Raw genomic sequence first — 13571 nt, 5'->3', positions numbered from 1 at the left:
ATGGCTGAAATTAAGAACTACACCCTGAACTTCGGCCCGCAGCACCCGGCCGCGCACGGCGTGCTGCGCCTGGTGCTCGAGCTCGACGGCGAAGTGATCCAGCGCGCCGACCCGCACATCGGCCTGCTGCACCGCGGCACCGAGAAGCTGGCCGAGCAGAAGACCTACCTGCAGTCGGTGCCGTACATGGACCGTCTGGACTACGTCTCGATGATGTGCAACGAGCACGCCTACGTGATGGCCATCGAGAAGCTGCTGGGCCTGGAAGTGCCGCTGCGCGCGCAATACATCCGCGTGATGTTCGACGAGATCACCCGCATCCTGAACCACCTGATGTGGCTGGGCGCGCACGCGCTCGACGTCGGCGCGATGGGCCCGTTCCTGTACGCGTTCCGCGACCGCGAAGACCTGTTCGACTGCTACGAAGCGGTGTCGGGCGCGCGCATGCACGCGGCCTACTACCGTCCGGGCGGCGTCTACCGCGACCTGCCGGACGCGATGCCGCAGCACAAGCCGTCGATCATCCGTTCGGACAAGGCGATCGCCAACCTGAACGAGAACCGCCAGGGCTCGCTGCTGGACTTCATCGAGGATTTCACCCGCCGTTTCCCGACCTATGTCGACGAATACGAAACGCTGCTGACCGACAACCGTATCTGGAAACAGCGCACCGTCGGCATCGGCGTGGTGGCGCCGGAAGACGCGCTGGCGATGGGCTTCACCGGCGCCATGCTGCGCGGTTCGGGCATCCAGTGGGATCTGCGCAAGCACCAGCCGTACGAAGTGTACGACCTGATGGACTTCGATATTCCGATCGGCACCAACGGCGACTGCTACGACCGCTACCTGGTGCGCGTCGAGGAATTGCGCCAGTCCAACAAGATCATCAAACAGTGCGTAGAATGGCTGCGCAACAATCCAGGTCCGGTCATCACCAGCAATCATAAAGTCGCGCCTCCGGGCCGCGTCGACATGAAGACCAACATGGAATCGCTGATTCACCACTTCAAGCTGTTCACCGAGGGCTTCCACGTGCCGCCGGGCGAAGCGTACAGCGCGGTGGAGCATCCGAAGGGCGAGTTCGGCATCTATCTGCTGTCGGACGGCGCCAACAAGCCATACCGTATGAAGCTGCGCGCACCCGATTACGCCCACCTGCAGGCGCTGGACGAAATGGCGCGTGGACACATGATTGCCGACGCCGTGACCATCATCGGTACGCAAGACATCGTGTTCGGCAGTATTGACCGCTAAAAGGTAAAAGTATGTTGTTATCAGAGCAGTGCTTAAAAAAAATCGATCGCGAGTTGGCCAAGTATCCGGCCGACCAGCGCCAGTCGGCCGTGATGGCCGCGCTGGCCCACGCCCAGGTTGAACTGGGCTGGATCTCGCCGGAAACCATGCAGGAACTGGCCGACTACATCCAGATGCCGGCGATCGCCGTGCAGGAAGTGGCCACTTTCTACAATATGTACAACCTGAAGCCGGTCGGCACGCACAAGATCACCGTGTGCACCAACCTGCCATGCGCGCTGTCGGGCGGGGAGCGCGCCGCGCACCACCTGAAGCAAAAGCTGGGCATCGACTACCGCGACACCACCGCCGACGGCAAGTTCACGCTGATGGAAGGCGAGTGCATGGGCGCCTGCGGCGACGCGCCGGTGATGCTGGTGAATAACCATCGCATGTGCAGCTTCATGTCGAACGACAAAATCGACGGTCTCGTCGAGGAACTAAGCGGGAACACTACGAAATGACGTCACTCCACAATCGTCACATCGACCCTGTCATTCTGGCCGGCCTGGACGGCAAAAACTGGCACCTGGAAGATTACGTCAAGCGCGGCGGCTACAGCGCCCTGCGCAAGATCCTCGAAGAGAAAATCACCCCGGAACAGATCATCGCCGACCTCAAAGCGTCGTCGCTGCGCGGCCGTGGCGGCGCGGGTTTCCCGACCGGCTTGAAGTGGAGCTTCATGCCGCGTCAGTTCCCGGGGCAGAAGTATCTGGTATGTAACTCAGATGAAGGCGAACCTGGCACTTTCAAGGACCGCGACATCATGCGTTACAACCCGCATGCATTGATCGAGGGCATGGCCATCGGCGCCTACGCCATGGGCATCACGGTCGGCTACAACTATATCCACGGCGAGATCTTCGAAGTCTATACGCAGTTCGAGGACGCGCTGGAAGAGGCGCGCGCCGCCGGCTTCCTGGGTGACAAGATCATGGGCAGCGAGTTCAGCTTCCAGCTGCACGCGCACCACGGTTACGGCGCCTACATCTGCGGCGAGGAAACCGCGCTGCTGGAATCGCTGGAAGGCAAGAAGGGCCAGCCGCGCTTCAAGCCGCCTTTCCCGGCCTCGTTCGGCCTGTACGGCAAACCAACGACGATCAACAACACCGAGACTTTCGCCGCCGTCCCGTTCATCCTGAACATGGGCCCGGAAAAGTACCTTGGCATGGGTCGTCCGAACAACGGCGGTTCGAAGATCTTCTCGATCTCGGGCGACGTTGAATTGCCGGGCAACTACGAAGTCCCGCTGGGCACGCCGTTCGCCAAATTGCTGGAACTGGCAGGCGGCATGCGCGGCGGCAAAAAGATCAAGGCTGTCATCCCTGGCGGCTCGTCCGCTCCGGTGATCCGCGGCGAACTGATGATGAACACCGACCTGGACTACGACTCGATCGCCAAGGCCGGTTCGATGCTCGGTTCGGGCGCCGTCATCGTCATGGACGAGACGCGTTGCATGGTCAAGGCGATGGAACGCCTGGCGTACTTCTACTTTGAAGAGTCGTGCGGCCAGTGCACCCCGTGCCGCGAAGGCACCGGCTGGATGTACCGCATGATCCACCGCATCGAAAACGGCCAGGGCCGTCCGTCGGACCTGGACGTGCTGAACTCGATCTGCGACAACATCCAGGGCCGCACCATTTGCGCGCTGGGCGACGCGGCGGCCATGCCGATGCGCGCGTTCATCAAGCAATTCCGCGAAGAATTTGAATATCACGTCGAGCACAAGCATTGCTTAGTGCCCGCTTACATCTAAGCTGCGTCAGGTAACGATCACCATGGTTGAAATCGAAATAGACGGCAAAAAAGTCGAAGTCCCTGCTGGTAGCATGGTGATGGACGCCGCCAACAAATTGGGAACCTACATTCCGCACTTCTGCTATCACAAGAAATTGTCGATCGCCGCGAACTGCCGCATGTGTCTCGTCGAAGTGGAGAAGGCCCCCAAGCCTTTGCCAGCATGCGCCACGCCGGTCTCGGCCGGCATGATCGTGCGCTCCGCGTCGGACAAGGCCGTGCAGGCACAGAAGTCCGTCATGGAATTCCTGCTGATTAACCACCCGCTCGACTGCCCGATCTGCGATCAGGGCGGCGAATGCCAGTTGCAGGATTTGGCTGTCGGATACGGCAAGGGCGAGTCGCGCTATGAGGAAGACAAGCGCGTCGTCGTGCCGAAGGATGCCGGTCCGCTGGTCTCGATGCAGGAGATGGCGCGCTGCATCCAGTGCACCCGCTGCGTGCGTTTCGGCCAGGAAGTGGCCGGCGTGATGGAGCTGGGCATGATCGGCCGTGGCGAACACTCGGAAATCACCGCCTTCGTCGGCCAGACCGTCAACTCGGAAATGTCGGGCAACATGATCGACCTGTGCCCGGTGGGCGCGCTGACGTCCAAGCCGTTCCGCTACAGCGCCCGTACGTGGGAACTGTCGCGCCGCAAGTCGGTGTCGATGCACGACGGCCTCGGTTCGAACCTGATCGTCCAGGTCAAGGGCGGCAAGGTCATGCGCGTGCTGCCATTGGAGAACGACGCCGTCAACGAGTGCTGGATCTCGGACAAGGACCGCTTCGCCTACGAAGGCTTGAACGCCGACGACCGCTTGACCCAGCCGATGCTGAAGCAGGGCGGCGAGTGGAAAGAAGTGAGCTGGCAGACCGCGCTGGAATACGTGGCGCACGGCCTGAAGAACATCAAGCACGAACACGGCGACAAGGCGCTCGCCGCGCTGGCGACCCCGCATTCGACCCTGGAAGAACTGCACCTGCTGCAAAAGCTGACCCGCGCGATGGGCTCGGACAGCGTCGACACGCGTCTGCGCCAAAGCGATTTCTCGCTGGGCGACGTGACTCCTTGGCTGGGCATGAGCATCACCGAATTCGGCGCGTTGAACCGCGCCTTCGTGATCGGCTCCTTCCTGCGCAAGGATCATCCGCTGCTGGCGACCCGCCTGCGCACCGCCGTCAAGGGCGGCGCCAAGCTGTCGATCCTGAACGCGACCGACGACGACCTGCTGATGAAGGTGGCGAACAAGATGATCGCCGCGCCGTCGGAGTGGCTGTCCGCGCTGTCGCAAGTGGTGGTGGCTGTCGCCAAGGCCAAGGAAGTGTCGGCGCCAGCCGGCTTCGAAGGCATCGAGGCGTCGGACGCCGCGACCGCGATCGCCGCGTCGCTGCTCTCCGGTGACGCATCTTCCATCACTAAGGGCATCTTCCTGGGTAACGCGGCAACGCAGCACCCGCAAGCGGCCGCGCTGCACGCCGCCGCGCAATGGATCGCCGAACAAACCGGCGCCAAACTGGGCTACCTCACCGAAGCCGCCAACACCGTCGGCGCCTACCTGGTCAACGCCAACGGCGCCAAGGCCCCGGCCTTCACCGAACCCAAGCAAGCGTACCTGCTGCTGAACGTCGAGCCGGAACTGGACGCCTACAATCCGCAAGCGGCCGTCGCCGCGCTGAAAAAAGCCGAGATGGTCGTCGTCATGTCCGCCTACAAGCATGGCATGGACTACGCCGACGTGCTGCTGCCGGTGTCGCCATTCAGCGAAACCTCGGGCACCTTCGTCAACTGCGAAGGCCGTCCGCAAAGCTTCAACGGCACCGTCAAGCCGCTGCTGGAAACCCGCCCCGCGTGGAAAGTGCTGCGCGTGCTGGGTAACATCCTCGGCCTGGCCGGTTTCGACTACGACACCTCGGAAGCGATCCGCGACGAAGTCGTGGGCGCCGATTTCGCGGCCCGTTTGAACAACACCAGCAAACAAGCCGTCGTCGCGTCCAACTTCGCCGGTTCGATCGAGACCACCGGCACCGAGCGTATCGCCGACGTTCCGATCTACTTCGCCGACGCCGTCGTGCGCCGCGCCGAGTCGCTGCAGAAGATGGCCGATTCGGCCGCGCCCAAAGCGCACCTGTCGACCGCGCTGGCGCAGCAGCTGGGCGTCGCCGCCGGCGACACCGTCAAGGTCACGCAAGGTTCGGGCAGCGCCATCCTGGTCGCCGCCGTCGATGCAAGCCTGCCAGCGAACGCCGTGCGCGTCGCCGCGGCGCACGCTTCGACCGCCGCGCTGGGTGGCATGTTCGGTCCTATCACCGTTGAAAAAGCAGGGGAGGGTAAATAATGGCTCTGCCTGAATTCGTCACTACATTCTATGAACTGGGCGCCACCAGCCCGATCGCGCCGGTGTGGCCGATCGTCTGGACGATGATCAAGATCGTGCTGGTGCTGCTGCCGCTGATGGGCCTTGTCGCCTACCTGACGCTGTGGGAACGTAAGTTCATCGGCTGGATCCAGATCCGCGTCGGTCCGAACCGCGTCGGTCCAATGGGCCTGCTGCAGCCGATCGCCGATGCGCTCAAGCTGCTGTTCAAAGAGATCATCATGCCGGCCAAGGCCAACCCGGGCCTGTTCGTCATCGGTCCGATCATGACCATCATGCCGGCGCTGGCCGCATGGTCGGTGGTGCCATTCGGCCCGCAAGCGGTGCTGGCCAACGTCAACGCCGCCTTGCTGCTGCTGATGGCGATCACCTCGATGGAAGTTTACGGCATCATCATCGCCGGCTGGGCGTCGAACTCGAAGTACTCGTTCATGGGCGCGATGCGCGCCTCGGCGCAGATGATTTCCTACGAAATCCCGATGGGCTTCGTGTTCGTCGTGATCCTGATGGTTTCCGGTTCGCTGAACTTCGGCGACATCGTCGCCATGCAGCAGCGCGGCATGATGGCCGACCAGGGTCTGAACATCCTGTCGTGGAACTGGCTGCCTTTGCTGCCGCTGTTCGTGGTCTACCTGACCTCCGGCCTGGCCGAAGCGAACCGCCATCCGTTCGACGTGGTCGAGGGCGAGTCCGAGATCGTCGCCGGCCACATGGTCGAGTACTCGGGCATGGCCTACGCCATGTTCATGCTGGCCGAATACGCCAACATGATCCTGATCGCGACCATCGGTTCGATCATGTTCCTGGGCGGCTGGTCCGCACCGTTCGCCTTCCTCGAATTCTGGGGCGGTTTCGGCGGCTTCTTCTGGCTGTTCGCCAAGGCGTTCTTCCTGGTGTCGGTCTTCATCTGGGTGCGCGGTACCTTCCCACGCTACCGCTATGACCAGATCATGCGTCTGGGCTGGAAAGTGTTCATTCCTCTGACGCTGGTGTACCTGGTGTTCGTGGCCGGCTGGATGCAGACATCCTGGAATATCTGGAAGTAAGGACAAGAGAAAATGGAACGATTAAAAGACTTTTTCGGCAGCTTCATGCTGGCCGAATTGATCAAAGGGATGGCGCTGACGGGCAAGTACATGTTCTCGCGCAAAATCACCGTGCAGTACCCGGAAGAGAAGACGCCGATGTCGCCGCGCTTCCGCGGCCTGCACGCGCTGCGCCGCTATCCGAACGGCGAAGAACGCTGCATCGCCTGCAAACTGTGCGAAGCGGTGTGCCCGGCGATGGCCATCACCATCGAATCGGAACAGCGTGACGACGGTTCGCGCCGCACCACGCGTTACGACATCGATCTGACCAAGTGCATCTTCTGCGGTTTCTGCGAAGAGTCCTGCCCGGTCGATTCGATCGTCGAGACGCACGTGCTGGAGTACCACGGCGAGAAGCGCGGTGATTTGTACTACACCAAAGAGATGCTGCTGGCCGTTGGCGATCGCTATGAAAACCAGATCGCCGAAGCCCGCGCAGCGGACGCTCCTTACCGCTGACGACAGGCGGACCTCGGTGAAGCTTGCCGGTCCGCCGCAACAGTGGTGTGTCGATAATAAAACTGTACGTCTCTTGGGTTAGTTATGGAATTTAAAACTGCTTTGTTCTACGCCTTCTCAGCCATCATGGTATTGGCTGCGACGCGCGTTATCACGGCCCGCAATCCGGTGCACGCAGCGCTGTTCCTGGTGCTGGCGTTCTTCTCGGCCGCCGGCATCTGGATGCTGCTCGAAGCCGAGTTCCTGGCCATCGTGCTTGTGCTGGTCTACGTCGGCGCCGTCATGGTGCTGTTCCTGTTCGTGGTCATGATGCTCGACATCGACACCGACAAGATGCGGGAAAACTTCTGGGGCTACCTGCCGATCGCGTCGTTCGTCGGCGTCATCATCGTGCTGGAAATGGCCGCCGTGCTGTGGCGCTCCTTCCTGTCGTTCGACCAGCAGGCCGTCAGCGCCGGCAACATCGGCGGCACCAAGGAACTCGGTATCCTGATCTTCACCAAATATGTCTACGGCTTTGAAATCGCAGCGGCGATCCTGCTGGTCGCGATCGTCGCGGCGGTGGCGCTGACCCTGCGCAAGCGTAAGGACACCAAACATTTCGACCCGGCCGATGCGGTCCGCGTCAAGCGCAACGACCGTCTGAAGATCGTCAAGATCGATGCCGTGTCCTCGCGCGGCGCCGATGCAGCCGCCGCCGGTTCGGCGGAAGTAAAGGAGACCCCATGACTTTATCGCTTGCTCACTACCTCGTTCTCGGCGCGATCCTGTTCGCGATCTCGATCGTGGGTATTTTCTTGAATCGCAAGAACATCATTATTCTGCTGATGGCCATCGAATTGATGCTGCTGGCGGTGAACATGAACTTCATCGCGTTCTCCCACTATCTGGGCGACGCGGCCGGGCAGATCTTCGTTTTCTTCATCCTGACCGTGGCGGCCGCCGAATCGGCGATCGGCCTCGCGATCCTGGTGGTGATGTTCCGTAATCTGGACACCATCAATGTGGAAGACCTGGATAGCCTCAAGGGTTAATCCCGCGGCTTTAGTTCTAATCTCGAAAAATAACGATTAAGGTTCATCATGGCGGGTACTCTTCTTAACCCTAACCTCCTGCTAGCCGTACCTCTGGCGCCGCTGGCCGGCGCTGCGGTGGCGGGTTTGTTAGGAACCAAATTCTTTGGCAACGTTGTCGGTCGCAAGACTTCGCACACCGCGACCATCCTCGGCGTGCTCGTCGCGCTGATCCTGTCGGTGATGACGCTGAACGATGTGCTCAATGGCGCGACGTTCAACGGCACCATCTACCACTGGATGACGGTGGCGGGCGTGAAGTTCGAAGTCGGCTTCCAGATCGATTCGCTGTCGGCGATGATGATGTGCGTGGTGACCTTCGTGTCGCTGATGGTGCACATCTACACCATCGGCTACATGGCGGAAGACGAGGGCTACAACCGCTTCTTCGCCTACATCTCGCTGTTCACGTTCTCGATGCTGATGCTGGTCATGGCCAACAACTTCCTGCAGCTGTTCTTCGGCTGGGAAGCGGTGGGCCTGGTTTCGTACCTGCTGATCGGCTTCTGGTACACCCGCCCAACGGCGATCGTGGCCAACATGAAGGCGTTCCTGGTCAACCGCGTCGGCGACTTCGGTTTCATCCTCGGTATCGGCCTGCTGCTGGCCTACGCCGGCACCATGAACTACCAGGAAGTCTTCGCCAAGAAGGAAGCGCTGGCCATGCTGACGCTGCCGGGCACCGACTGGATGCTGCTGACCGTCGCCTGTATCTGCCTGTTCATCGGCGCGATGGGTAAATCGGCGCAGTTCCCACTGCACGTCTGGCTGCCGGATTCGATGGAAGGCCCGACCCCGATCTCGGCACTGATCCACGCCGCGACGATGGTTACCGCCGGTATCTTCATGGTGTCGCGCATGTCGCCGCTGTTCGAACTGTCGGACACCGCGCTGTCGTTCATCCTGGTCATCGGCTCGATCACCGCGCTGTTCATGGGCTTCCTGGGCATCATCCAGAACGACATCAAGCGCGTGGTCGCTTATTCGACCTTGTCGCAATTGGGCTACATGACCGTGGCACTGGGCTCGTCGGCCTACTCGGTGGCCGTGTTCCACCTGATGACCCACGCGTTCTTCAAGGCGCTGCTGTTCCTTGGCGCCGGTTCGGTCATCATCGGTATGCACCACGACCAGGACATCCGCAACATGGGCGGCCTGCGTAAATATATGCCGATCACCTGGATCACGTCCCTGCTCGGTTCCCTGGCGCTGATCGGCACCCCGTTCTTCTCCGGCTTCTACTCGAAGGATTCGATCATCGAAGCGGTGCACGAGACCCACATCTGGGGTTCGGGCTTCGCTAACTTCGCCGTGCTGGCCGGTGTGTTCGTAACCGCGTTCTACTCGTTCCGTATGTACTTCCTGGTCTTCCATGGCAAGGAGCGTTTCGGCCAGGCCCACGCCCACGACCATCACGCCCACGATGCGCACGCACCGAAAGCGGCACACGGCGCGCACGACGACCACGGTCACGATGCGCACCACGAAGAGGAAGAAGACGACCACGCGCACCACGGCCTGGAGCCTGGTCAGAAGCCGCATGAATCGCCATTCGTGGTCTGGTTCCCGCTGGTGATGCTGGCCATCCCTTCGGTGCTGATCGGCTACCTGACGATCGAGCCTATGCTGCACGGCGACTTCTTCAAGAACGTCATCTTCATCGGTGAAAACCACAAGGCGATGGAAATCCTGGGCGAAGAGTTCCACGGTCCGATGGCCATGGCGATCCACTCGCTGACAACCCTGCCACTGTGGCTGGCGATTGCGGGCGTAGCGACGGCTTACTACTGCTACATGATCAATCCACGCGTACCGGCATGGTTCTTTGCCAAGTTCAAGGCGATCCACACCCTGTTGGACAACAAGTACTACATGGACAAGTTCAACGAGGTGGTGTTCGCCGGTGGCGCGCGCCTGCTGGGCAACGGCCTGTGGAACGTCGGCGACAAGACCCTGATCGACGGCCTGCTGGTCAACGGCAGCGCCAAGGTCGTGAACTGGTTCTCGAAGCTGACGCGTTTGGGGCAGACGGGTTACATCTACCACTACGCTTTCGTCATGATCCTGGGCATTCTGGGGTTCCTGGTCTACTTCCTGCCGTTTTGGCACGCTTAATTAGCTGATACGCAAAGAGATAACGATAACCATGATGCAGTCAACTATATCTACCTTACCTCCGTACCTGAGCCTGGCGATCTGGCTTCCGATTGTCTTCGGCCTGATCGTCCTGGCCGTCGGCCGTGACACCAACGCGGCGTTCGTCCGCGTCGGTTCGCTGATCGGCGCGATCGTCAGCTTCGCCGCGACGATCCCGCTGATCACGAACTTCAACAACGCCGCCCACGGCATGCAGTTCGTCGAAAAGTCCCCTTGGATCGAGACGTTCAACATCTACTACTCGCTGGGCATCGACGGCCTGTCGCTGTGGTTCGTGCCGCTGACGGCCTTCATTACCGTGATCGTCGTGATCTCGGCCTGGCAGGTGATCCAGAAGCGCGTCGCTCAATACATGGGCGCCTTCCTGATCCTGTCCGGCCTGATGATCGGCGTGTTCTGCGCGATGGACGGCCTGCTGTTCTACTTCTTCTTCGAAGCGACCCTGATTCCGATGTACATCATCATCGGCGTGTGGGGCGGCGAGAACCGCGTGTACGCGTCGTTCAAGTTCTTCCTCTACACCTTCTTCGGCTCCTTGCTGACGTTGGTCGCGATCATCTACCTGTACCGCATGACGGGCACCTTCGACATCCTGACCTGGCACCTGACGCCGTTGACGATGCGCGAGCAGATCTTCATCTTCATCGCCTTCTTCATGGCCTTCGCCGTCAAGGTGCCGATGTTCCCGGTCCACACCTGGCTGCCGGACGTCCACGTCGAAGCGCCGACCGGCGGTTCCGCCGTGCTGGCCGCGATCATGCTGAAGCTGGGCGCGTATGGTTTCCTGCGCTTCTCGCTGCCGATCACCCCGGATGCGTCGCACTACCTGTCGGGCTTCGTCATCACCCTGTCGCTGATCGCCGTGATCTACGTCGGCCTGGTGGCGCTGGTCCAGAAGGACATGAAAAAGCTGGTCGCCTACTCGTCGATCGCGCACATGGGCTTCGTCACCCTGGGCTTCTTCATCTTCAACGCCATCGGCGTGCAGGGCGCGATCGTGCAAATGATCTCGCACGGTTTCATCTCCGGCGCGATGTTCCTGTGCATCGGCGTGCTGTATGACCAGGCCCACTCGCGCCAGATCGCCGACTACGGTGGTGTCGTCAACAAGATGCCGAAGTTCGCCGCGCTGTTCATCTTCTTCTCGATGGCCAACTGCGGTCTGCCTGCGACTTCCGGCTTCGTCGGCGAGTTCATGGTGATCCTGGGCGCCGTGCAGTACAACTTCTGGATCGGTTTGCTGGCCGCGACCGCGCTGATCTTCGGTGCAGCCTACTCGCTGTGGATGGCCAAGCGCGTCATCTTCGGCAAAGTGACCAACCACCATGTGGCCGCGCTGGTCGACGTCAATGGCCGCGAGTTCTTCATGCTGGGTGTCCTGGCGATCGCGGTGCTGGTCATGGGTCTGTACCCTGCGCCATTCACCGACACGATGCAAACCTCGGTCGCCGACCTGCTGACGCATGTCGCAAAAAGCAAGCTGCCTTAAGAAAATCGGAAACGTATAAATGATGACACCTAATCCTCAAGAGGCGTTCAATCTCGCACCGGCGTATGCCGAGGTGACGTTGATCATTGGCGCCTCGCTACTCCTGCTGGTGGACATGTTCCTGTCCGAGTCCAAGCGGTCGATCACCTACGTGCTGTCGCTGGCGATACTGGCCGTTTTGGCCGGCATCACCTTCGCCGACTTCAGCGCCGGCACCACGGCGTATACCTTCCACGGCATGTACGTCAACGATCCGATGGCGAACCTGCTCAAGCTGGCCACCTACGTGGCCGTGGCGCTGACCCTGGTGTATTCGCGCCAGTACGTCACGCAGCGCGGCATGATGAGCGGTAACCTGGGCGGCGAGTTCTACGTCCTGGCGCTGTTCGCGATGCTGGGCCAGATGGTGATGATCTCGGGTTCGAACTTCCTGACGATCTACCTCGGCGTCGAACTGATGTCGCTGTCGCTGTACGCGCTGGTCGCGCTGCGCCGCGATAACCACAAGGCCACCGAAGCGGCGATGAAGTACTTCATCCTCGGCGCGCTGGCATCCGGTTTCCTGTTGTACGGTATCTCGATGCTGTACGGCGCCACCGGCACGCTGGAAATCAGCAAAGTGGCCGTCGCCGTCGCAGCGGGCACCATCAAGCCGACCATCGTGGTGTTCGGTATCGTGTTCCTGGTCGCTGGCCTGGCGTTCAAACTGGGCGCCGTGCCGTTCCATATGTGGGTGCCGGACGTCTACGAAGGTTCGCCAACGGCAGTGACGCTGCTGCTGGGCGGCGCGCCGAAGATCGCCACCTTCGCGATCTGCATCCGCCTGCTGGTGGAAGGCCTGCTGCCGATGGCGTTCGACTGGCAGCAGATGCTGATGGTCCTGGCCGTGCTGTCGCTGGCGATCGGTAACCTGACCGCCATCGCCCAGACGAACCTGAAGCGCATGCTGGCTTATTCGACCATCGCGCAAATCGGCTTCGTGCTGCTTGGCCTGCTGGCCGGCGTGGTCGGCACCACCGACCGCACCGGCATCGCCGCCGCCTACAGCTCGTCGATGTACTACATCCTGACCTACGTGCTGACCACCGTCGGCAGCTTCGGCCTGTTGATGCTGTTGTCGCGTTCCGGCTTCGAAGCCGAAACGCTGAACGACTTCAAAGGCCTGAGCAAGCGCAGCGGCTGGTTCGCGGTCGTCATGACGATCCTGATGTTCTCGCTGGCCGGCGTGCCGCCGATGATGGGCTTTGCCGCCAAGTTCTCGGTGCTGAGCGCCGTGCTGGGTACGGGCCAGATCTGGCTGACCGTGGTCGCGGTGATGTTCTCGCTGATCGGCGCGTTCTACTACCTGCGCATCGTTAAACTGATGTGGTTCGACGAGCCGACCGACACGGCGCCTATCGTCGCCCACGGCGACATGAAGTTCGTCCTGAGCGTGAACGGTCTGGCCATCGTGGTGCTGGGCATTCTGCCCGAGCCGCTGCTGGCGATGTGCATGAAGGCGATGCAAGCGACCCTCGCCACCTGATGGATGTTTCCGTCGCAAGCTGGTTGGTGATCGCGATAGCCATCGCGGCCGCCAACCTGCCTTTTTTCAACGACAAGGTGCTCGCGCTGGTCCCGGCCACGTGGCGGCGCAAGCCGCTGATTGTGCGCCTGGTCGAAATGGTGGCGCTGTACTTTGTCGTTGGCCTGCTCGGCTTCGCACTCGAAGGCCGCATCGGCAACCGCTTCCCCCAGACCTGGGAGTTCTACGCGATCTCCGGCTGTCTGTTCCTCGTTTTCGGCTTCCCCGGATTCATCGCACGCTACCTGCGCAAGCACCGCGACTGATACACTAGCGGCTTCAATCAAGGAGCCG

Annotated in this window: 12 protein-coding genes; all 12 read left to right on the top strand. The window is 61.2% G+C overall.

The genetic code is table 11. The annotated features are described in order from the left end of the window. The 12 genes from BMX85_RS04485 (at window position 1) to BMX85_RS04430 (ending at window position 13543) form a co-directional block, all read left to right on the top strand. A complete protein-coding gene (locus tag BMX85_RS04485) occupies window positions 1-1254 on the top strand; it encodes an NADH-quinone oxidoreductase subunit D (RefSeq protein WP_090314446.1) in 1254 nt (417 codons plus the stop codon). Window positions 1255-1265: 11 nt separating this feature from the next. Continuing rightward, window positions 1266-1757 (top strand): NADH-quinone oxidoreductase subunit NuoE, encoded by a 492-nt coding sequence (gene nuoE, locus BMX85_RS04480; RefSeq protein WP_090314445.1) that lies wholly within the window; start codon window positions 1266-1268, stop codon window positions 1755-1757. Further along, window positions 1754-3049 (top strand): NADH-quinone oxidoreductase subunit NuoF, encoded by a 1296-nt coding sequence (nuoF, locus tag BMX85_RS04475; RefSeq protein WP_008450345.1) that lies wholly within the window; start codon window positions 1754-1756, stop codon window positions 3047-3049. The genes nuoE and nuoF overlap by 4 nt, the downstream gene beginning before the upstream one ends. A 22-nt stretch (window positions 3050-3071) precedes the next feature. Beyond that, on the top strand, window positions 3072-5408 hold the full coding sequence (gene nuoG, locus BMX85_RS04470) for an NADH-quinone oxidoreductase subunit NuoG (RefSeq protein WP_090314444.1): 2337 nt from the start codon (window positions 3072-3074) through the stop codon (window positions 5406-5408). Next, window positions 5408-6493: an NADH-quinone oxidoreductase subunit NuoH gene (gene nuoH, locus BMX85_RS04465; RefSeq protein ID WP_177196644.1), complete on the top strand. Its 1086-nt coding sequence runs from the start codon at window positions 5408-5410 to the stop codon at window positions 6491-6493. The genes nuoG and nuoH overlap by 1 nt, the downstream gene beginning before the upstream one ends. 12 nt (window positions 6494-6505) lie before the next feature. Next, window positions 6506-6994 (top strand): NADH-quinone oxidoreductase subunit NuoI, encoded by a 489-nt coding sequence (gene nuoI / locus BMX85_RS04460; RefSeq protein WP_090314443.1) that lies wholly within the window; start codon window positions 6506-6508, stop codon window positions 6992-6994. Window positions 6995-7078: 84 nt separating this feature from the next. Next, window positions 7079-7723 (top strand): NADH-quinone oxidoreductase subunit J, encoded by a 645-nt coding sequence (locus BMX85_RS04455; protein ID WP_090314442.1) that lies wholly within the window; start codon window positions 7079-7081, stop codon window positions 7721-7723. Then, window positions 7720-8028: an NADH-quinone oxidoreductase subunit NuoK gene (nuoK, locus tag BMX85_RS04450; RefSeq protein WP_090314441.1), complete on the top strand. Its 309-nt coding sequence runs from the start codon at window positions 7720-7722 to the stop codon at window positions 8026-8028. Before BMX85_RS04455 ends, nuoK begins: the two co-directional genes overlap by 4 nt. A 48-nt stretch (window positions 8029-8076) precedes the next feature. Continuing rightward, entirely contained in the window at window positions 8077-10182 is a 2106-nt protein-coding gene (gene nuoL, locus BMX85_RS04445) for an NADH-quinone oxidoreductase subunit L (RefSeq protein WP_090314440.1), read from the top strand. A 31-nt stretch (window positions 10183-10213) separates the two neighbouring features. Continuing rightward, complete coding sequence (locus BMX85_RS04440; RefSeq protein WP_090314439.1) at window positions 10214-11713, top strand: NADH-quinone oxidoreductase subunit M; 1500 nt, start codon at window positions 10214-10216, stop codon at window positions 11711-11713. Window positions 11714-11732: 19 nt separating this feature from the next. Then, window positions 11733-13238, top strand: a complete 1506-nt coding sequence (gene nuoN / locus BMX85_RS04435; protein WP_090314438.1) for an NADH-quinone oxidoreductase subunit NuoN — start codon at window positions 11733-11735, stop codon at window positions 13236-13238. Then, complete coding sequence (locus tag BMX85_RS04430; RefSeq protein ID WP_090314437.1) at window positions 13238-13543, top strand: DUF2818 family protein; 306 nt, start codon at window positions 13238-13240, stop codon at window positions 13541-13543. The genes nuoN and BMX85_RS04430 overlap by 1 nt, the downstream gene beginning before the upstream one ends. Window positions 13544-13571: the final 28 nt, after the last annotated feature.

This window comes from Duganella sp. CF517, from assembly GCF_900110275.1.
GTDB lineage: Bacteria > Pseudomonadota > Gammaproteobacteria > Burkholderiales > Burkholderiaceae_D > Rugamonas.
Note: the sequence above shows the minus strand (reverse complement) of the source record. Positions and strands in the feature narration are given on the sequence as shown.